Origin of the sequence: Arachidicoccus terrestris, from assembly GCF_020042345.1 — a bacterium.
Taxonomy (GTDB): Bacteria; Bacteroidota; Bacteroidia; order Chitinophagales; family Chitinophagaceae; genus Arachidicoccus; species Arachidicoccus terrestris.
On sequence record NZ_CP083387.1, the window covers coordinates 3,563,770 to 3,585,911 of the forward strand.

Annotated in this window: 14 protein-coding genes; 11 read left to right on the forward strand and 3 right to left on the reverse strand. The window is 44.2% G+C overall.

Annotated features, from left to right (window positions below; translation table 11 throughout):
• Nucleotides 1-156 precede the first annotated feature (156 nt).
• From K9M52_RS13880 to K9M52_RS13920, 9 genes are all read left to right on the forward strand, one after another.
• The gene (locus K9M52_RS13880) at nucleotides 157-1,608 is read left to right on the forward strand and encodes a glycoside hydrolase family 28 protein (protein ID WP_224069032.1); all 1,452 of its coding nucleotides are present in this window, start codon (nucleotides 157-159) and stop codon (nucleotides 1,606-1,608) included.
• Entirely contained in the window at nucleotides 1,595-2,281 is a 687-nt protein-coding gene (locus K9M52_RS13885) for an SGNH/GDSL hydrolase family protein (RefSeq protein ID WP_224069033.1), read from the forward strand. The genes K9M52_RS13880 and K9M52_RS13885 overlap by 14 nt, the downstream gene beginning before the upstream one ends.
• Nucleotides 2,265-3,317: a pectinesterase family protein gene (locus K9M52_RS13890; protein ID WP_224069034.1), complete on the forward strand. Its 1,053-nt coding sequence runs from the start codon at nucleotides 2,265-2,267 to the stop codon at nucleotides 3,315-3,317. The genes K9M52_RS13885 and K9M52_RS13890 overlap by 17 nt, the downstream gene beginning before the upstream one ends.
• Nucleotides 3,318-3,564: 247 nt before the next feature.
• Nucleotides 3,565-6,510: a SusC/RagA family TonB-linked outer membrane protein gene (locus tag K9M52_RS13895; RefSeq protein ID WP_224069035.1), complete on the forward strand. Its 2,946-nt coding sequence runs from the start codon at nucleotides 3,565-3,567 to the stop codon at nucleotides 6,508-6,510.
• An 18-nt stretch (nucleotides 6,511-6,528) separates the two neighbouring features.
• On the forward strand, nucleotides 6,529-8,199 hold the full coding sequence (locus K9M52_RS13900) for a RagB/SusD family nutrient uptake outer membrane protein (protein ID WP_224069036.1): 1,671 nt from the start codon (nucleotides 6,529-6,531) through the stop codon (nucleotides 8,197-8,199).
• Nucleotides 8,200-8,239: 40 nt separating this feature from the next.
• A complete protein-coding gene (locus tag K9M52_RS13905; RefSeq protein ID WP_224069037.1) occupies nucleotides 8,240-10,015 on the forward strand; it encodes a glycoside hydrolase family 28 protein in 1,776 nt (591 codons plus the stop codon).
• Between the two features lie 77 nt (nucleotides 10,016-10,092).
• Nucleotides 10,093-12,129, forward strand: a complete 2,037-nt coding sequence (locus K9M52_RS13910) for a glycoside hydrolase family 88 protein (protein WP_224069038.1) — start codon at nucleotides 10,093-10,095, stop codon at nucleotides 12,127-12,129.
• 53 nt (nucleotides 12,130-12,182) lie between these two features.
• Nucleotides 12,183-13,712: a tagaturonate reductase gene (locus K9M52_RS13915; protein ID WP_224069039.1), complete on the forward strand. Its 1,530-nt coding sequence runs from the start codon at nucleotides 12,183-12,185 to the stop codon at nucleotides 13,710-13,712.
• Nucleotides 13,713-13,717: 5 nt separating this feature from the next.
• Nucleotides 13,718-15,364: a UxaA family hydrolase gene (locus K9M52_RS13920; RefSeq protein WP_224069040.1), complete on the forward strand. Its 1,647-nt coding sequence runs from the start codon at nucleotides 13,718-13,720 to the stop codon at nucleotides 15,362-15,364.
• 161 nt (nucleotides 15,365-15,525) lie between these two features.
• On the opposite strand, the gene K9M52_RS13925 is transcribed toward K9M52_RS13920, so the two are convergent.
• Genes K9M52_RS13925 through K9M52_RS13935 form a run of 3 tightly spaced genes read right to left on the reverse strand, consistent with a single transcriptional unit; the run spans nucleotide 15,526 to nucleotide 19,644 of the window.
• On the reverse strand, nucleotides 15,526-17,445 hold the full coding sequence (locus K9M52_RS13925) for a DUF3857 domain-containing protein (RefSeq protein WP_224069041.1): 1,920 nt from the start codon (nucleotides 17,443-17,445) through the stop codon (nucleotides 15,526-15,528).
• An 18-nt stretch (nucleotides 17,446-17,463) separates the two neighbouring features.
• Complete coding sequence (locus tag K9M52_RS13930; RefSeq protein WP_224069042.1) at nucleotides 17,464-19,383, reverse strand: DUF3857 domain-containing protein; 1,920 nt, start codon at nucleotides 19,381-19,383, stop codon at nucleotides 17,464-17,466.
• A 21-nt stretch (nucleotides 19,384-19,404) separates the two neighbouring features.
• Nucleotides 19,405-19,644 (reverse strand): hypothetical protein, encoded by a 240-nt coding sequence (locus tag K9M52_RS13935; RefSeq protein WP_224069043.1) that lies wholly within the window; start codon nucleotides 19,642-19,644, stop codon nucleotides 19,405-19,407.
• A 27-nt stretch (nucleotides 19,645-19,671) separates the two neighbouring features.
• Here K9M52_RS13935 and atpD point away from each other — a divergent pair, with 27 nt between their 5' ends.
• Complete coding sequence (gene atpD / locus K9M52_RS13940) at nucleotides 19,672-21,177, forward strand: F0F1 ATP synthase subunit beta (protein ID WP_224069044.1); 1,506 nt, start codon at nucleotides 19,672-19,674, stop codon at nucleotides 21,175-21,177.
• A 69-nt stretch (nucleotides 21,178-21,246) separates the two neighbouring features.
• The gene (gene atpC / locus K9M52_RS13945; protein ID WP_224069045.1) at nucleotides 21,247-21,507 is read left to right on the forward strand and encodes an ATP synthase F1 subunit epsilon; all 261 of its coding nucleotides are present in this window, start codon (nucleotides 21,247-21,249) and stop codon (nucleotides 21,505-21,507) included.
• Nucleotides 21,508-22,142 lie beyond the last annotated feature (635 nt).

Here is a 22,142-nt window from a genome sequence, read left to right on the forward strand (position 1 = left end):
TCGAATTGACAGGCGATCAAGTTAATTCTCTTTTTTAATAAACGTATTAAATACACTAGTTTACTCATGCAACATCACGTAAAGTCTACAAGCTCTGTTAACTGCAATTACGGAAGTTATTTTAAACAGCTGTCCGGCAGCTTGAAAACGATTTCTATGATTGCTATAATTTCTATAATGGGGCTGATCAGCTGCACCGGTGCAAATGATAGTAAGACAACTGAAAGTCTGACTGGCTGGAACAAGTTGGATAGTATTAAAAAAGGAATTGTTGTGCCGACTTTTGCGGATAAGGATTTTTCCATCATGGATTACGGTGCCGTGCAGGATAGTACTGCGGACGCTTTGCCTGCTATTAGAAAAGCCATAGAGGCTGCCAGTCAAAATGAGGGTGGAGGCAGGGTCGTTATACCCGCTGGCGTTTATCTTGTGAAAGGCCCGATTCATTTAAAAAGCCATGTTGAACTACATTTAGCTAAAGGGTCCCGGGTAAAATTCAGCACTGACGCAGCAGACTATCTGCCTGTTGTGCATACCAGATATGAAGGGATGGAAATGATGAATTATTCGCCGCTGATATACGCTTATCAACAACAGGATATTGCGCTGACCGGTGAAGGGATATTAGACGGTCAGGCAGGTAATGAGCACTGGTGGTGGTGGACCGGAGCTAAAGGATTTGGCTGGAAAAAAGGGATGCCTTCGCAGGAATCTGCCGATAATAAACCCAGATTGAGCCAGATGAATAAAGATCAGGTGCCTGTCGAGAAAAGGGTGTTCGGAGCGGGGCATTATATGCGCCCGACCTTTGTGGAGTTCTATAGTTGTAAGAATATCCTGATTCAGGGCGTTACATTGATCAATGCGCCATTTTGGATATTGCATCCGACCCTCAGCCAGAATATCACGATAGATGGTGTAAGTACCCTAAGTTATGGCCCCAATAATGACGGTTGTGATCCCGAGTCTTGCACAGATGTCTGGATTAAAAATTGTCATTTTGCAAATGGTGATGATTGTATTGCCATTAAAAGTGGACGCAATGAAGATGGCCGGGCTATCGGTATACCTTCCAAGAATATAATTATAGAAGATTGTTTTATGGAAGATGGACATGGCGGGATTGTTATTGGCAGTGAAGCATCCGGAGGAGTGGAAGATGTATATGGACAGAACCTGAAGATGAACAGCCCTTCACTAGACAGAGCCATCCGTATCAAATCCAACAGCTGCCGCGGTGGTATGATGCGTCGTTTTTATTTTAGAAATATTGAAGTAGGACAAGTGCATGAAGCCGTGGTGAAGATTAATATGTTTTATGGTGGAGGTAATGAAGACAGCTGCAATTATACGCCAACCCTGGACAGCGTTTTTATAGATCATATCAACAGCCACAAAAGTGAGTTTGCGATCAACTTACAGGGTAGAGATGATAAACCGGTAACCAATATCTATATTGACAGCTGTAATTTTGAAAACGTGCGTGAATCCAGTATTATAAAAAATGTAAATGCTATAGAAATAACCAACTCCAATGTGAATGGAAAGGCGGTGGACGCAAAACAGATTATCGCACAGACAAAACAAAGAGTCCATGAACAAAAATAAAGCCTTCTTCAGTCAACCGGTTAAAAAACTGCTGTTGGCAGGCGGCCTGCTGATCTTGGTTAGTTTTGCCTGTTTGCCAACACAGAAGAAAGTTGTGGTGTGTTTTGGAGACTCCATTACTCATGGCGCCCAGGTAGATGGTCATAGCTGGGTCTGGTATTTACAGCAAAATGAGAAGCCGACGCCTTATACTTATGTCAATGCCGGCAGGAGCGGAAGAAAGACGGCGGACCGGGAAGAATTATTGCCGGTGCTCGAAAAGTATCCGGCTGCTGCTATGTATGTTTTTTTTCTGGGTGTAAATGATCTGAAAAATGGCAATGATACGATGGTGGCCGGATGCCTGAACAATATGCAATGGATGATTGACCAGGTTAGAGAAAAAGATCCTAAGGCAAAAATCCTGTTATTGGCGCCTTCAGATATCAATACGGAGATTATGAACGAAATTAACAAGAAGAAACAATATAATACAAACACAAGGCGCAGCCTTCAGCAACTCGAGGGGGGCTACAGAGAACTTGCCAGAAAGAATAAGACCGGATTCCTGTCCCTGCTTCATGTTGTCCCGAGACTTGCTTATGCGGACGGCTTACATCCGGACAAGGAAGGACAACAGGCATTATATAAAGCAATCGGAAAAAAGATCATTTCCTATGACGGCGCTCAATAGAAGTAAGCAAGTAAATAAAGTAAAAGTAAGCTATAGGATAGCCCTATTGACGATGTTATGTGTTTTGGTTACCGGAACATACAGCCGGGCATTTGCCGGTTCGTCAGTTCAGTCGTCAATACAAAGTCGACAGGAAAAGCCGGATACGATAATCGTTGCCAGGGACGGTTCAGGTGATTTTACCGGTATTCAAAAAGCGATTGAAGCAACTAAAGCCTATCCACTAAATAGATGGATCATCTTTATTAAAAATGGTGTATATACAGAACAGGTAAGGATCCCCGCCTGGAATCCCCGTGTCACCCTGGTCGGGGAAAATAGAGCACATACGATTATTCGGTTTGGCAGTTATTTTGGCCAGGTCAATAAGGGCCGAAACAGCACGTTTTATACCGCTACCGTGAGTATAGAGGCTACAGATGCTATCTGCAAACATCTGACAATAGAGAATACGGCGGGCCCCGTCGGGCAGGCAATTGCCTTATCGGTATCGGCAGACCGTTGTTTGATTGAAGACTGTACGATTAACGGTCATCAGGATACTTTTTTTGCCACCGGCGCTTATACGCATGTTTATCTGAAAAGCTGCCTGATCAGCGGTACCACTGATTTTTTATTTGGGGATGCCACGGTCCTGTTGAGCTATTGTACCATTCTTTGTAAGGCCGATTCCTATATTGTTGCCGCCTCCACACCGGATGGGCAATCATTTGGATTCGTACTGGATCATTGCAGGCTCCAGGCTGCAACCGGTGTGAAGCATGTACTGTTGGGGAGGCCATGGAGGCCATACGCAAAAACCGTTTATCTAAATACCATCATGGGTGATTTTGTTGCACCGGTTGGATGGGATAACTGGCGTAGCAAAGCGAATGAATCAACGGCTTATTATGGTGAATATAAAAGCTACATCGAGGGTGTCAAAGATGAAGCTGTGATCCGGGATCGGGCCAGATGGTCGCATCAGCTGACTCGCAGGGAGGCAAATAAATATACACCGGAAAGCGTTCTGGGCAAATGGGTTAATAACCTTTAACGCATTGCTCATATATATGGTCCCTGACATCGATATCGGGAACCATTGCGCAAATTAAGATAATCGTTTAACGCTTCCATACAGGGAGAATAGATAGCTTTGGAACGGTCCTGTTTGGTGAATGGTGAGAAAGGCCAAAGCGGAATGATGGTTATGAAATTGTATTATGCTTCTTATTAATATATAGCTATTGTCAACAGTTTTAATTTTTGAATTGATTAACCACCTTAAACAAAATCATTAACACATGCGTCATTTAATTATTGTTTTGAGTTTACTCTTTAGTTGTCTGCAGGCCTTTGCCTGGCAGCAGCCTATCAGAGGTAAGGTGACTGACAGCGCAGACGGTAGTCCGCTCGCGGGCGTTTCTGTCGTGTTGGTTGGTACAAAAACAGGCACCACAACGGATATCAACGGTAGCTTTAGCTTAGCGGCTGCAGCAACGCAGCGCGCCGTATTGGAATTTAAGTTTGTCGGCTATAGAACGGTGCAGAAAACGGTCACTGATTTTAGCCAGCCTGTAGCCGTTCAAATGGCGGCAACAGAAGGCGTGAACAGCGATGTAATCGTCGTGGGATACGGCACTATGAAGAAAACAGATTTGACCGGTTCTGTTGTTTCTATCAAAGGTGATGAAATTACAAAAGTAGCTTCGACCAATGTTATGCAGTCCATTCAGGGTAAAGTTCCCGGTCTGGATATTACCAGCGGAAATGGGTCTACCAGCTCTTCACCCAGTGTTCTATTGCGCGGCCATCGCTCAATAGCGGGTAGCAACGGTCCACTGTATATTATTGATGGGGCAATTAACGGTCATGTCGAGGATCTGAACCCAAATGATGTAGAATCCATGGAAGTCTTAAAAGATGCTTCAGCAACAGCAATATACGGGTCTAGGGGTGCCAATGGCGTCATTATTATTACTACAAAAAAAGGAAAAACAGGCGCTCCAAGGGTTTCGGCGAATGTCTATGCCGCCTCTATCAGAGATGCAGGCTATCCACATTATATGACTGGCCCCGAATATGTCGATTTTATAAGGGAAAGCTATCGTGCAACGGGTAAATGGAACAGCCCCGAAGATGATAGTAAGATCTTTAACGCCAATGAACTGGATGCCATTGCCAACGGAACCTGGACAAATTATCGTGATCTGTTGCTTCGTAACGGAAACGAACAGAATTATAAGGTTAGCGTTAGCGGAGGTTCTGATAAAACCAAAGCGTACTTTTCCGCAGGTTACAATAGAAAAAAAGGGTTATTTAAATTCGATCAGACAGATAAGTTTACAGCCCGGTTAAATATCGAACATACAATCAGTAAGATGTTTAAAGCAGGATTAAATAGCCAGTTAACCTATTATAAGATCAGTGAAGAAAGGGACCCCCTGAACGGTGCAAATAAAATTTCTCCGCTTGGCTCCGCCTATGACTCAACGGGGCAGCTGGTGATCTATCCGAATAACGGATCACAGATAAACCCACTGGCTGATGAAGAAATTCCGAATAATTATGCTAACAATACGAATACTACCAGAGCACTGATAACAGGATTTTTAGAAATCGATCCATTTGAAGACCTGACGTTACGTTCTAATGTTTCGGTGGGGCTGGCCAATTCCAGACAGGGAACATTCAACGGGCGATATTCCATCAGCAGAAACGGATCTGATCCAAGATCACAATATAATACTTCGAGGTCTACTAATCTTCTTTGGGAAAATATCCTTACCTATGATCATACCTGGGATTTACATCATTTAACGTTGACGGGCGTAACGAGTTATCAGTCCAATCAAAGTGATAACGGGGCTGAACAAGGCGATGGACAGCTGATACCTTCTCAATCTTATTACGGTTTGGGTAATGCCATTAGTGGTTTGATTGCCTCAACAGGCTATGAAGAGTCTAAACTGGTATCGTTCACCGGCAGGATAAATTACAGCTTTAATAACAAGTACTTGTTAACATTGACAGGGCGATCTGATGGTTCTTCCAAACTGGCTCCAGGTAATAAGTGGGCTTTTTTCCCGTCCGTGGCTGCCGGTTGGCGCATCAGTCAGGAAGATTTTATGAAATCTGCGACCGCGGTCAGTGAATTAAAACTGAGAGCCAGTTATGGGGTGACAGGTAATGATCCGTTGGGCGCCTATGCGATCCAGAGTCTGTTAACTAATATTTCATTTGCCTATGGTGATGAGTCTGCGCCGGGATACACTTTTAATTCGCAGATAGGTAACAGCGAACTTAAATGGGAACTCTCGGGTACAAAAAACATCGGACTGGATTTCGGCCTCTTTAAAAACAGGATTACCGGTACGATTGACTGGTATGATACGAGAACAAAAGATTTATTACTTCCGAGATTATTACCAACTTCCACTGGTGTGAGTTCTGTGATCCAGAATATCGGGAAAACCAGAAATACCGGTATTGAAATATCCTTGAATACCCGCAATATTGAAAAACAGAATTTTTCATGGAACTCGGCTATCACCTTTACACATAATAAAGAAAGCATCGAGCAGTTGGCTACAGGTGGGGGAGATGATATAGCGGATGGCTGGTTTATCGGTTACCCCGTTTCGGTCTTCTTTGATTACGAAAAACTGGGTATTTGGCAGACAGATGAGGCTGATGAGGCTGCCAGCTTCGGTCAAAAGCCCGGTGAGATCAGGGTGAAAGACCAGGATGGTGATGGAAAGATTACCACCAGCGATCGGGTTGTTCTGGGGGCAGCGGCTCCGAAATGGAGCGGGGGCTTCTCTAATACTTTTACCTATAAAGGATTCGACCTGAATATCTATATGTTTGCACGTGTCGGGCAGATGATCAATGCCAACTACCTGCGTTTTAAAACCGGCACACCGGAAAATCAGGCCTTGCATGATTACTGGACTCCTGAAAATTCAACCAATGCATTTCCAAGGCCTAATGCAGGCGGCGGTCTTCAGTATTTAAGTACCTTACAGTATATCTCGGGATCTTTTCTAAAAGTCAGGAATATTACTCTGGGGTATACCTTGCCCGCTACTTTTATGGACCGGCTTAAAATGAGCAGCATCCGCTTTTACGTTTCTGCTGTGAATCCACTCACCGTATCCCATACAAAGGATTACGATCCTGAAAGAGGCGGCTCGGAGAATTTTCCGATGACCAAATCCTTTTTGATAGGAGCCAATATCGATTTATAATCCTTAAAATGAACTAAGATGACTTTTAATAATATAAAACATACACTTACTGTATTTGGCGTGTCCTTGATGGCCACAGCCTTATTTTCCTGCAACAAGACGCTTGAACAATATAATCCGGGCGGATTGACCGCAGAAGCGGTCTATTCAACGCCCGAGGGTTTTGAAACCTTGGTGAATGCTGCCTATTCCTATGAAAGATGGTGGTACGGTAAAGAAGAAGGCTACTGCCTTTCTGAGATGGGCACAGACATCTGGGCTTCCGGTCAGGCGGCTCCTGACCCCGGCCTGACAGACTATCTTCATCTGGAAGGTGCTGACAATTATGTCGATGGATTGTGGCAACATCTGTACGCTGCTGTGAACGTTTGTAATTACGGGATTCAGCATATTGACGAGGCAGGCCTTGATGATGACACAAAGAAGATCAGAAATGCCGAATTGCATTTTTTGAGAGCTTTTTATTATTGGCATATTGTAGAAACATGGGGAGATGCGCCGATGCCTACAGAAGCAACCTCCGGCATTCTGACTACTGCAACACGAACTGCTACAGATGACATTTATACGCTCATCTTTGCGGATCTGAAATCCGCTGTGGCTGATTTGCCTCCAACTACAGACGATTATGGCCGTGTCACTGAACCGGCGGCACAGGCATTTTTGGCAAGAATGGATATTACCCGTGGAAATAATCAGGAAGCGCTGGATCTGGCAAATACGGTGATCAATGATTATGATTTTAAGTTGGTGCCGAATTATGCTGATTTGTGGCCCATGGATAAGCAGGCGGCAGCAGAAGCCAGTGAGGTAATTTATGCTGTCAATTATTCAACAGATTTAACACTAAATGACCGTCAGGACGATATCCTTTTCCCGAACGGGCATAGCCGCGGCGGAAATAACGGACATCTTGATTTTCTGATGAAGTATGATGCGCTGCCGGGGTTGCAGCGTTCCGTTGAGTATGGGCGTCCTTTTGTGCGCTTCATGCCAACGAAGTTTTTAATGAATCTGTTTGACCTTAATGCCGACAGCCGTTTTGCCGGGTCTTTCCAGACCGCGTGGTTATGTAATAATCTGGCGACGGCACCCAGCGGCATGACCTTGGGTGATACAGCTGTAGTAGTAACCAATAAGGTTGTTTCTGCTGGGCAGAGAGCGGCAAAGAACTACCGTATTTATGATATTAATGATACATATGAGCAAAATGGTCTTATTAAAGATAATCAGCATTTTGTACAATTGAGCAAGTTTATGGATCCGACCAGATCCTCGATTAATGAACAGGTGAGTGCCAGAGATGTTTTTGTGATCCGTTTGCCGGAAATGTACCTGATTGCTGCTGAAGCTGCCATGAAGCTAGGTAAGAATCAACAGGCAGCAGATTATATAAATGTGGTGCGAAAGAGAGCCGCCTTACCAGGTAAGGCAGCTGATATGGAAATTACGGCCAGTGATGTGAATTTAAATTTTATTTTGGATGAATATGCCCGCGAATTTGCGGGAGAACAAATGCGCTGGTTTCTCCTAAAAAGAGAAAAAGAGTTGCTCGCCCGCGTCAAGGCGGACAACCCCGATGCTGCCAAGAATATCCAGTCGTATCACAACCTGCGCCCGATCCCTCAGAGTCAGATTGATGCTGTTACTAATCCAGATGAATTTAAACAAAACGAAGGCTATCAATAACAGCAGTTTTCATACAAAACAAATATTAATAATGACCAGGATGATTTTCGAACAAACACAATATAAAACAGTAACTCGTAACAGGCTGCTTTTACAGCGTATAAGGAAGACTGTTGCACTGATGGGGCTGTTGAGTCTGGGTACGCTGTACGGTTTACCCGCTCTGGGGCAATCTGCACCACTCGATTATGATATTCCTGCCAGTATTCTGGAATTGGAGAAGATGGAGCTGCCTGCATTTAGAAGCGATACTGCTTTTATTGAAAAATACGGCGGTAAAGCTGACGCCGTTACCCTCAACACGACGGCTATTCAGCACGCCATTGATGCTTTGTCTGCCGGTGGTGGCGGCGTGGTGTATATCGGACCCGGCCAGTGGATTACCGGCCCGATTGTATTGAAATCTAATGTTAATCTGCACATTGCGCGTGGTGGCTTATTACAGTTTTCCAGTGACTTTGACCAGTATCCATTGGTAACGACTAATTATGAGGGATTGGGGGCAGCGCGCTGCCAGTCCCCGATTTCCGCTAAAGGGCAATCGCATATTGCCATTACTGGTAAAGGGATTATTGACGGTGCGGGTGATGCCTGGCGAATGGTAAAAAAAGATAAGCTTACAGCTTCTCAGTGGAATGACCTTGTCGCATCCGGAGGTGTTGTTGACAGTAAGGGCCGCATCTGGTATCCCTCTGAGGGCTCCCTTAAGGGATCCACAACAAAGGATGCGGGTGTGCTGAAGGAGGGCAGGACAACGGCGGACTTCAAGGACATAAAAGATTATCTCCGCCCCAATCTACTTTCCCTTGTCAACTGCAAAGATGTCTTACTCGAAGGTGTCACTTTTCAGAATTCGCCAGCCTGGTGTTTGCACCCGCTGCTTTGTGAACGGATGATTATCCGGGATATCTACGCTAAAAACCCGTGGTATGCCCAAAACGGTGATGGCCTGGATCTTGAATCCTGTAAAGATGTTCTGATTGAAAAGAGCAGTTTTGACGTCGGTGATGATGGTATCTGCATGAAATCCGGCCGTGACGAACAAGGAAGAAAACGTGGCGCGCCCACTCAAAATGTGCTGATTCAGTATTGTACAGTTTATCATGCACACGGAGGGTTTGTTATCGGCAGCGAGATGTCCGGCGGTGTAAAAAACGTCGGGATCAGATATGCGACCTTTCTAGGTACGGACATCGGTTTGCGCTTTAAGACGACGCGTGGCCGCGGCGGAATTGTAGAAAATATCTATGCTTCCCATATTAACATGAATAGCATAAAAGGAGATGCCATCCGTTTTGATATGTATTATGCGGCCAAAGATCCTATTGCGCTGAATGGAGAAAAACGAGATACTCCTAAAGAAGTATTGTTGCCTGTAACGGAAGCAACGCCGCAGTTTCGTAATTTTTATATTCAGTATATAAATTGTCAGGGTGCAGAACACAGCTTATTTTTTAGGGGGCTACCTGAAATGGCTATTAAAGATATCCATTTGCGTGAGCTTACTATGCAAACGCATAAGGGCATAGAACTGATACAGGCTGATGGAATCCAGATCCGGGACATGCATGCTATCCTTACAGGCGGCCAGGGTCCTGCTGTAAGGCTTAATCACGCCACGCATCTTTCATTGCGAAATGTAAAGATGGAAAGCCGGGCATCCGAAGGCATCTCTGAAGCCGGGTGGATTGTTTCCGGCCACGGGAACGGCCCGATTTCTCTGGAAAACTGTACTATAAATGGCAGACAGGCCACTAAGTCAGATTTTAAGCTGATAAGTGGTGCAGAAACTACTTCCATTCAGATCAAGCCATAATGAGTCAGGGTGCACTGAATGGTTGCATATCTAATCAGCCCCCAATTATTATCTAACAATAAAATGAATATTCAAGTATGTTTAAAGTACGCATTAATCGAAAACCATTTAAGTTATGGCGACAGTCGGCATATGCAGTGGCAATCATCTGTTCCGCAGCGCTCTGTTCATGTGGGCAGTCTAAAGCTGATAGTAGTGGTCAGGAGGGTGCCGGACAGATAGAAGGCATTGTGTCTGCCGAACAAGGAGTTCAGGCGGACTCTCTGGTCAGACAAATGGCTCGAACCGTGATGACTATTTGGAAAGACCCGGCCATTACAGGACAACACTCCTATAGAAACTGGAGTTATGATGAAGGAGTGATATTAAAAGGATTTGAAAATATATGGGAATTGACTGGTGATCCGGTGTATTATAATTATATCCAGCACTCAATGGATGATTTTGTCGACAAAAATGGTGTTATCCGCAGATATGACTCTACTTCATATAAACTGGATGACATTAATAACGGTAAGGTCTTACTTACCCTGGCTAGAGTATCTGGACAAAAACAATACTGGAAAGCTGCCGCCAGTTTGCGTAATCAATTGCTGCACCAGCCTCGGACGTTTGACGGGGGGTTTTGGCATAAAACCATTTATCCTAACCAGATGTGGCTTGATGGTCTGTATATGGCTGAACCATTTTATGCTGAATATGCGATGCTGAGTGATGAAGACACGGCATTTAATGATATAGGAAAGCAGTTTGTGTTAATGGAAAGGCACGCGCGGGATGAAAATACCGGTTTGCTTTACCACGGATGGGATGCCGCTAAAGTGCAGAAATGGGCTGACAAGGAAACTGGACTGTCCCCTAATTTCTGGGGCCGCGCTATGGGTTGGTACGGTATGGGACTGGTGGACGCGCTGGATTATTTTCCAAAGGGCCAGCCTTATCGCGACTCTCTGATACAGATTCTGAATCGCTTTGCGGAGGCTGTAGTTAAGTATCAGGATAAAAACAGCCATGTCTGGTGGCAGGTCCTGGATAAGGCGGGAAAAAAAGGAAATTATCAGGAAGCGTCCGCGTCTTGTATGTTTGTGTATACACTTGCAAAAGGTGTTAGAAAAGGCTACTTACCTGCCAGTTTTGAAAAGGCCGCCAGCGAAGGATTTGCCGGTATCGTCAAAACATTTATCGGCAAGGACAGCACCGGCATGACAGTGCTCAACGGCACCTGTGAAGTAGCAGGATTGGGTGGCAAACCATACAGGGACGGAACTTATGAATACTATATTAACGAAAAGCCGAAAGTGAATGATGGTAAAGGCGTAGGTGCGTTTTTATTGGCGGGAACGGAGATACAAATGGCTGCACAGCTACATTACGGACGCTCTAATGGTGAGGCGAAAGAAGTGTTACTGGATAATTTTTATAATAATGAGACTAAGATTAACCCGGCAGGTGTATCCAAGCCAATGCATTATACATGGAACGACAGGGCAAACAGCGGTTTCTCATTGTGGGGTGACATTTTTGAGTCTCTGGGAGCTCATACCGCTATGCTGAAGGCAGCACCTTCCGATGACAATTTAAAGGATGCAGATATTTATATTGTTGTTGATCCTGATACCGAAAAAGAGACCGCCCGACCAAATTATGTCGACCAGTCAGCTATTGAGGCTGTTAAGGAATGGGTAAGTAAGGGGGGCGTCTTAGTTCTATTAGCCAACGATTCGCTTAATGCCGAATTTGAACATTTTAACCACCTGGCAGAAACCTTTGGAATCCATTTTGACGGTAATAGTCTAAACAGAGTCCAAGGGCACGCATATGAACAAGGCGCCATTGCCATTAATGCCGATGATTCAGTTTTTAACGGTGTTGAAAAAGTCTATATCAAGGAGCTTTCATCTATCACACTGAAAGGTGGTGCAAAAGCTGCACTAAATACGGAAGACGGCCATGTAGCTGCTGCAATTAGCCATGTTGGCAAAGGTCTTGTGTTTGCGGTAGGCGATCCTTGGGTATATAACGAATATGTCGATGGTAGAAAACTACCCTTACAATTTGAAAATTACAAAGCTATGACCGCACTTAGCAAATGGTTATTGAAAAATAGCAAGTAAATCAGAAACAGAAACCAAATTTATCATCATTATTATTAAACAATAAAAGACAGATGCAAGAGAGTATGGGGGCCGGAAGATTAAGTGAGGATTCTTTAAAGACTATCGAATCGGTTGTCGTGCCCCAAAAGGAGATATTTGAATTGCCCGAAAAGATTTTGCAATTCGGGACCGGGGTATTGCTTAGGGGCCTACCTGATTATTATGTGGACGAGGCCAATAAACAGGGTATTTTTAACGGACGTATTGTTGTTGTTAAGTCTACCGCTCAGAATCGTGCTGATGATTTTCAGCAGCAAAATGGACTTTATACCCTGTGCCTCAGGGGATGGCAAGATGGAAAGGCGACTTCAAGGGATGTCATCAACAGCTCGATTAGCCGGGTGATAGACAGTGTATCAAACTGGCCAGCAGTGCTGGAGACAGCAGGCAATCCAGAAATGAAGATCGTATTTTCCAATACTACGGAAGTGGGTATCGTGCTGGATGAAAAGGATCTGCTTCAGGAAGATGCGACGCCACGGTCTTTTCCCGGCAAACTGCTGGCTTTTCTATTGAAAAGGTTTGAGCTGTTCCAGGGGGACCCGGAAAAAGGTATGATCATCATTCCGACAGAACTTATTACCGATAATGGCCGTACGTTGAGAAAGATTTGCCTTGAACTTGCGCGGATAAATAGCCTTTCTCAGCCGTTTATAGAATGGCTGGAAAATAGCAATGAATTTTGTGATTCCCTGGTAGACAGGATTGTATCCGGCAAAATGGAATCCGCACAAGAGGCCGAAGAATTTAAAAAGTTAGGTTACACAGACAAGTTAATGATTATGTCTGAGGTCTACGGCCTTTGGGCGATCGAGACCGCCAGTGAAAAGACGTTGGATGCCCTTTCATTTCGAAAGGTCGACCCGGGAGTCATCGTTACGTCCGATATTGAGAAGTATCGACATATGAAGCTTTTCTTGTTGAACGCGCCACACACTTTTACCTGTGTAATTGCGCAGGCATTAGGGTTCAAGTTTGTCAATGAAGCTATGTCTGACAAAACGTTTGAAAGTTTTATCAGGCAATTACTGATCGAAGAAGCTGTACCCGCTGTAGCCGGACCCGACATTACAATCGAAGAGGCCACTAAATTTGCAGAGCAGGTTCTGGACCGGTTTAAAAATCCATATATTGATCATAGATGGTCAGATATCAGTAAACAAATGACGTTAAAAATAGGGATGCGATGCTTGCCGCTGATCAGCGACTATTATGTTAGGTTCGGCAAGCTGCCTAAACAGATGATCAGGGGGCTGGCAGCCTATTTATTGTTTCTTAAAAACCAGAATATGGAAACGACGTCTGCGTCCACAGAGCTGAATGGAAGAATACTCCCGCTGACGGATGCCAAGGCGGCGATCCTGGCGGAACACTTCAGTGACAAAGCGAATAGTACCGAGGTACTTATTGCACGAATATTGCAGGATGAGCGTTTATGGCCGGAGGCGGCCATTAAGGCAACGGCCGGGCTACATGAACTGGTCGCAGCCACCGCAACGGCCATGGAAGGAATGGGTTTGGGTACTCAAATTAAATTATAAGAAAAATGGGACAGAAGGTATTAACCGTACAGCCGGCAGATAATGTTGCCGTGGCTTTACAGGATCTGAAAGCGGGAGAAAGGGTAGAGGTTAATGGGAATACCGTTACTCTTCTGGATGACGTACAGGCAAAACACAAGTTTTTATTGAATGACCTCAGAAAAGGGGACAGGATTATAATGTATGGAGTTTTGGTGGCCATTGCCAACGAGGATCTAAAGCAGGGGAATATTTTAACGACGGCGAATGTACATCATGCAGCATCCGGGTTTGAAGTAAGAGCCGGACATTTTGAATGGGATGGGCCTGACACGACTGCATGGAAAGAGCGTCAGTTTTTAGGCTATCATCGTAGCGACGGGAAAGTTGGAGTGGCCAATTACTGGTTGGTTATACCCATGGTTTTTTGTGAGAACAGGAATGTGGAAGTGATGCGGCAGGCACTTACTCAGGCCCTCGGTTATAAATCTCATGATAAGTATAACGATTTTGCCAGGCAGCTGACAAGTTTGTATAAAGCGGGTAGGTCGACCGCCGAGATACTGGATGCCGATTTTAGCGGAGCAGATGAATGGGCAGAAAATCCTTTGTTGCCTAATATAGATGGTATTAAATTTTTAACCCATCAGGGCGGCTGCGGCGGCATACGTCAGGATGCCATTACACTGTGCGGTTTACTGGCAGGATATATAACACATCCTAATGTGGCAGGTGCCACTGTTTTGAGCCTGGGCTGCCAGAACGCGCAAATTAGTATTCTGGAAGAAGAAATTAAAAAGCGGTCACCGGATTTTGATAAGCCGTTGATACTCCTGGATCAGCAAAAAATTGGCAAAGAAAAAGACCTTTTGGCACAAGCCATCAAGCAAACCTTTGCAGGTATGATGGAAGCCAGTAAGCAAACGAGGCAGCCGGCGAGTCTTGACAAACTGACTCTGGGGCTGGAATGTGGCGGATCAGACGGATTTTCTGGTATTTCGGCTAATCCGGCCGTAGGCTATTGTTCTGACCTGTTGGTCGCCATGGGAGGTACAGTAATTCTGTCAGAGTTCCCCGAGTTATGTGGTGTAGAACAACAACTCAGTGACCGGTGTATGAACCGACAGGATGCACAAAGGTTTGCCGAGCTGATGAGCAAGTATAGTCAGCGTGCAGAAGAAGCGGGGTCCGGATTTGATATGAACCCTTCACCGGGCAATATCAAAGATGGCCTGATTACAGATGCCATTAAATCAGCGGGAGCTGCCAAAAAAGGAGGAACATCGCCGGTAAGTGCTGTATTAGATTATCCCGAGCAGGTAACGAAGTCAGGACTCAATCTTTTATGTACACCCGGAAACGATGTGGAGTCTACAACCGCTGAAGTCGGCAGTGGTGCTTCTATAGTACTTTTCACGACCGGACTCGGTACCCCCACCGGTAATCCTATTGCACCCGTTATAAAGATATCCAGTAATACGATTTTGTATAACAAGATGAGTGACATCATTGACCTGAATACCGGAACCGTTATTGAAGGAACAGAGACCATTGAACAGGCGGGGGCGCGAATACTGGATTTTGTTTGTGAAGTTGCAAGCGGCAAAAAAGTAAAGGCCGTCATTAACGGGCAGGATGATTTCATACCATGGAAGCGAGGCATTAGCTTGTAGTGGGAATTAGTTTACCCGGTTTTATAGGATCTTGTGGTAACATGAGTTTTGGATTTGTTTGTAATAATGGGGGAACCGCCTGTACACATATTTACAGAAATATGCTGCTCGCAGGCGGTTCATTTTTGATGGGTCTCTAACGTTGATTTGCCGGATTTTGCCTATTCTTTTATGAAAATGATTTTCTCCTGGATATCGCCTTCGACGCTTTCGGCAAAATCGGTTAGTTTGCTGAAATCTGCTGCGCTGATTATTTGTTTTGTAAGATCTAGCTGGCTGACGATCGTCAATTTTCTGGCATCTGCATCGTAACTATACTGGCTTGTATAGTTACCAAAATCGTAGCGCTCATTCTTGCCTTCAGGCAGTGATTCAGGATGGAGCCCTTCCTCCAGCAAAAATATGGTCGTGTCCTTTATCTGGTACGGGAAGGGAAAGTAAAAGTCCGCTTTGCGTGTACTGTCTTCCTCGGGCGTATAGATAAAACGGCTGAAAGGTCTGGAACTTACAAAAAGTTTATTGCCAGAGCTGAAATCGGGATATTGATCATATTTCAGGTCAATCTCAAAGTTATAGGGGCCTTCTCCTTTGGCGACCTCTGTAATCGATATGGAATCTGTTTGCTTTAATCCGGTATATTGATCCAGAAAGTCCTTTTTCTCCCTTTGTTGCTTTTGATATAATTGATAAAGGAATAGTTCTTTGTAGGCGCCAGTCCCTGCAAACTGGCTATGCTGAACAGCAGATCCGTCTTTACGGAGTTGCACGTGTTGAGTGGTCGTTAATGTATTTTTATGATCAGTCGTAGCTGGTGTCTGAATCAGTTTGCCTCCATCCGGCGTTAACAGCAGACCGTAATTTCCCGCAGTTGAATATCCCAGGGTGCCGAAGTTTAACAATGAACTGGTACATTCCAGCCAGGTCGTATCCTGCTCTCCTGTTAACTGGGGAATGCAAAGTATTTCGTGGTTAAAACAATAGATTGGAAAATCTGCTGAAATCGGCATATCTGGCCTTTCCATATTAATAAGCACCGGATAACTCTTTATGCCCACGGCTGCGAGTGCAGCCTGCATAAAATGGCTGAGGGCCTTACAGTCTCCGTATTTTTTGGTGCTGACAACAGAGGCTGCCATTGGTTTCCAGCCGCCTATACCCAACTGTATACTGACATAGCGCATATTTTGCTGCAAGTAATCATAAAGTATCCGGGCCTTACGTTCCGGGGTAGAAGCTTCCGCTGTCATGGCTTGATAAAATGCAATCTGGTCAGGCTTAAGCGCTGCGTCATTTTTATTTAACAACGTAACCCAGTCGCCAAAATGTGCCCAGCTGTCCATTTTGCCTTCGTAATCATCCATGCTGAAATGATCGGCTGCCATGAATACGACAGGGAGATATTTGAACTTTGGTCCGGAATTGCTTTCCAGTGAGAGGGCTGGCAGGTTTTTTACTTTCCATGAATAGCTGCTGGTTACACCATTGGTTTTTGCCTCAGGAGTAATCTCTGTATTATAATTTTTAAACCTAAAGCCCAGCTGCGTGGGGATAGAGATCTGGTAACTGCTTTCCTCTACAGACTGATCTGCCATTTGAATAACAAAAGCGGGGTATTGCAATATGCCCTTGTATCTGACAGTATAGTCATATTCTACGGTGATCGGATAAGAGGGAGGGCTGACCTTGAAATAGGTGATGCTGCCATCGTCGATCAGCCCCTCGCCAAAGCCACTGGACATTAAATCTTTCTTGCTATATTGCTGTATCTGTATCCCATCCTTGTTATATACATGGATGGTGGCGTCGGTGAGGGCCATGAATTTAGAATTCTGCGCTGTAAAAATAAGACTTCTGTCTGCTTTTGGATTTAAAACGGTATACACTTGATGATAATGGACAGCCGCATTTTGGGCATCTTTGACTTTTATCTGTGTATTATCCAGCCGCACGACACTGTTGGCGTCCTTTAATAATGCAGCGTTTATTCCGGAAGTAGGGTATTTACTTTCCTGTGCCGGCAAAGTAGAGGATGTGATACTTATGGTAATTATGCAGATGCTTAGTTTATAAAATAATCGCATGGCGAGGTTGCTTTGAGGTTACATTTTTTTGAGTACGATCCGCTCGGAAAGCAGCTCATACATTTTTTTGTAATAAGCCTTGATGTCGGGATATTCAATGGCGGCGTATTCTGGGCGAAGGTGTTGAATCTTTAACTGGAACGCCAACTGATCCTTTCCGGACTTCTGAAAAATCCGTTTAAAAAGAATGCTGCTGTCAGGCATCCGCATTATCATGGATTTCGGCATAGATTCCAAATCAAAACCTGGTGGCAGATTAATATAGCCGGTGATCTGGAGGTCTTGCAGAAAGCCAAAATTAATGTTAGTCTGTCGTTTATCTGCGGTAAATGGATTATCGCCGAGCCCCAGAAAGAGATCATAGGGGATAAGGGTGTATTTGCCGGATTGTTTTGCCTTGCCGCTATAATTAATTTGTACATCCAGCGGCTTTTGCCAATCGTCTGCATTGTGAACATCGAGTGAGTCGATATTGATCGTTATATCGCCAGTCTGGTCAAGTTCGGATTTAAGTTGTTTTTTGCGGTAATCGGCAAGGCGCATGTTTCTGGCGTAATCGGAATAGGTCGCACGGCCAATACCTGTAAATTTGCCATTTTTGTCTAGATTAAGCGATACCGTAATGGTTGATCTATCCTTTTTGCCATTGTCGAAGATCGTCATCCAGCCGCCCTTTTTCTTATCCACTACAAAACCATAGGTATATTGTACATCATAAGGAATGAGGTTGACAGGGTTGTACTTATCAGCCGCATTGAGTATATAGCTATTGGAATCTAATTGTACCATCGCCATCGTACAATTGAATTGCGTTATGTCAGGATAGGTTTTATGTACGCTGCCATTATCACGGGTACTGACAAGGATGGGGTAGGCAGATATATCATTATCTCTCAACAAATCGATCAAAATCATATTAATATCTGCTGCTGTGCCTTGCTTTTTATTCCAGCAATCTTTTATTCCTGCATCTGCAGCATATACCCTGTTATCGCCATTCCAGGTCATATATTGCTGGACGAACTCGTAGATAGCTGTCACTTTCTCCAGTGGCGTTTTACAGTTGGAAAGCGCTGCATTTAACGAATCAGTCCCTTTTATATTTCGTCCGAGCTGCTGACCAAAATAAGTATTTTCCAAAAGATCTTTAGTAATATTCTCCCAGGTGGTGCCTATGGGAATAGAAGGCTGGCCGGGAGGATTGATTCTGGTCAGATGAAAATCAACCCGCTGCATAAAATCATTGGTACCGGCCATGTAAGGCTCATCGTGCATGCTGGGAATGTTACTCATGGTGTAATAAGAACCTTGGAGCCCGTCATGCTTAACTTCCATTTCCTGACGCCTTACGGCTGTATATGTGAAATCAAAATATTCAGGGATTAGCAGGTGACAGCAACTATATAACGTCGGATACTCATGCTGGAATTTCCATGGAGCGATGCCGCCGATCGTCTTTCGGAATATCTTGTATTTATATTCAAAGACGCTCCCTTCCTTTACGCCCGGCAAGGCGAAACTCATTTCTGAGTATTCATCATCCAGTTTTTTGCGAAAGGCTTCATTGCCTTTCATTTTGGTGCTGACAACCTTGCCGTCAGGTCCCATATTGTATACATAGCCTTCTACACCACTTATTGATGCATATCCACCTTTGCTATAATAAGTAAGTTTTATATTGGCGGATTCGGCGCCAGCGGGCTTTAAAACTTTGAAGCGCTTCCTGATATAGGTTTCTAACATCGGTACATTGCCATTGAGATTATATTGGACATTACTTTCCTCAAAAAGGCACACGATATCGGCACCTGGATCAAAATCACAGTCTTTCAGGGCCATTTCTTCATCGGATATCCTTCCGAATTTCATTAATTTTTTTTGCGCAAAGCTGCACACGGTTATTGCCAGCAAAAGCAGCAGAAGAGTTGGTTTTCTCATATTTTAAAATATTAATATCTGTTAGTTCCTTGTAAGCAGTAACAAATCTACTGTAAAAATAATTGCGACAAAATTATTTTTTTTACATTTTCTTGACAATTCATGTCCTCTGCCAGGAATCTCCGAAAAATCTGATGAAAAATCACCTGATGTTAAATTTATTGCCTGTTTTTTTCCTTTAAAAATTTCTAAACCCTTACCTTTGCCAAAAATTGAAAATAGCGGTATTTTACCGCCTGGTTTCACAGTATTTTTATTCAAAAAAGACACATTAATTCTTTGTCATTTATGGCTAACAAAGGTAAAATTAAACAAATCATCGGTGCGGTCGTAGACGTACATTTTCCTGATAATCAGCAATTGCCTGAGATCTACAATGCGTTGGAGCTTCAAAAGGAAAACGGCGATAAGCTGGTTCTTGAAGTACAGCAGCATCTGGGAGAGGATAGTGTAAGGACTATCTCTATGGAAGGTACAGAAGGTCTTGTACGTGGGACAGAAGTAGTAGATACGGGCCGTCCGATTACCATGCCGGTGGGGGAAGGCATTAATGGTCGTTTGTTTAATGTAACTGGTGATGCCATTGATGGTCTGCCCCAGATTGACAAGACGAATGGTCGTCCTATTCATAATATTCCCCCTGCTTTTGAAAATCTGAATACTTCAACAGAGGTACTGTTTACAGGTATCAAAGTAATTGACTTGATCGAGCCTTATGCTAAGGGAGGTAAAATCGGTCTTTTCGGTGGGGCTGGTGTAGGTAAAACCGTATTGATCCAGGAATTAATCAACAATATTGCTAAAGGCCATGGCGGTCTGTCTGTATTTGCCGGTGTAGGAGAAAGGACCCGTGAAGGAAATGACCTGCTTCGTGAAATGATCGAAGCCGGCATTATGAAATACGGCGACAAATTCCAGCACTCTATGGAAGAGGGTGGATGGGATTTGAACACTGTAGATATGGAAGGATTAAAAGATTCTAAGGCAACCTTTGTATTTGGTCAGATGAACGAACCTCCAGGAGCCCGCGCCCGCGTAGCTTTGAGTGGTTTGACTATCGCTGAGTATTTCCGTGACGGAGATGGTACCGGTAAAGGTAGAGATATCCTTTTCTTTGTGGATAATATCTTCCGTTTCACGCAGGCTGGTTCTGAGGTCTCTGCCTTGCTGGGACGTATGCCATCAGCAGTAGGTTACCAGCCGACGCTTGCAACCGAGATGGGATTGATGCAGGAAAGAATTACTTCTACAAAAAATGGTTCTATTACTTCTGTACAGGCGGTATATGTACCTGCGGATGACTTGACTGACCCTGCTCCGGCTACAACCTTTGCTCACCTGGATGCAACGACAGTATTATCCCGTAAGATCGCTGACTTAGGTATCTATCCTGCGGTTGACCCATTGGATTCTACTTCAAGAATCCTGACGCCTGCGATTGTTGGCGAAAAGCACTATGCTACAGCTGACCGCGTAAAACTGATCCTGCAGCGTTATAAAGAACTACAGGACATCATCGCCATCCTGGGTATGGATGAGTTAAGCGATGAAGATAAACTGACAGTATCCAGGGCTCGTAAAGTACAGCGTTTCCTTTCTCAGCCATTCCATGTTGCTGAGCAGTTCACTGGTCTGAAAGGTGTATTTGTAAGCATTGAAGATACGATTCGTGGTTTTAATGCCATTATGGACGGTGAGGTGGATGAATATCCAGAAGCGGCATTCAACCTGGTAGGTACATTGGAAGATGCAGTTGAAAAAGGTAAAAAGCTGTTGGCACAGGCACAGGGATAATCGTGTTTAAGGGGCTATCAAAAGATAATCCACAGCCGACCAGATCTGTTACCAATTAAATTGAATTTCATGCTTTTAGAAATATTAACACCGGAAAGAAGAATCTATAGTGGGGATGTATATGGCGTTCAGTTGCCCGGTATCAGTGGCCTGTTTGAAGTGTTGAATCGTCATGCACCAATGGTGAGTGCGCTTACCAAAGGCCAGATCAAAGTTCTGGTCAATGCAAAAGGCTCCAATAATCAACTATTCTCGATTGAAGGCGGATTTGTTGAGATTTTGGATAACAAGGCAACTGTATTGGTTGAAGGTGCTTCAGAGGAAATCTAATCTTCTCTTCTTTGATGCAAACCTGCACATAGATAATGCTTTTGAAATAAGTTAAATCTATTAATACAAACGGGACTTTCAGCAATGATCTGAAGGTCCCATTTTGTTTGCAACGGATTTTGGCTTGCAACGCTCCATCAGGTTTATTATTTGAAATGATTTGTTTTTTCCAAGCTGTTTTTGAGCTGCTCGTTTATGGCGGACTGGTGGATATCATCAAATGGGAAGATCAGTACCATCCGATATATTAATTTTTCATCCGCCTGATTCGCCTCACAGCAATAATGTACTATTTAATATAGGGGGCTGCGTCCCTGTATCAATATCCATCTGCATAGTCAGCCGTAGCTGCTAACATACACGGGGGAACTATGACTTCAGCCCTATTTACCTTGTTTATTTGCGCCCGCAGCATGTTGAGAAGAAAGTACATGCGGGTTACTAATAGTGGCTTCATAGGCCGGCTGCTGGTAAGGCAGATTTTGTTATCGGGCTGCCCACCGTTCTTCATAAATGTTGTTTAATTGCCATAACCGCTGATTACTTGTGGATGGTAAAATACCGGAAGTGGGGAATTGATGCGAACGGGAAATCTGCTACAAAACACGCTCATTTTATGATTAGACCAGACGCAC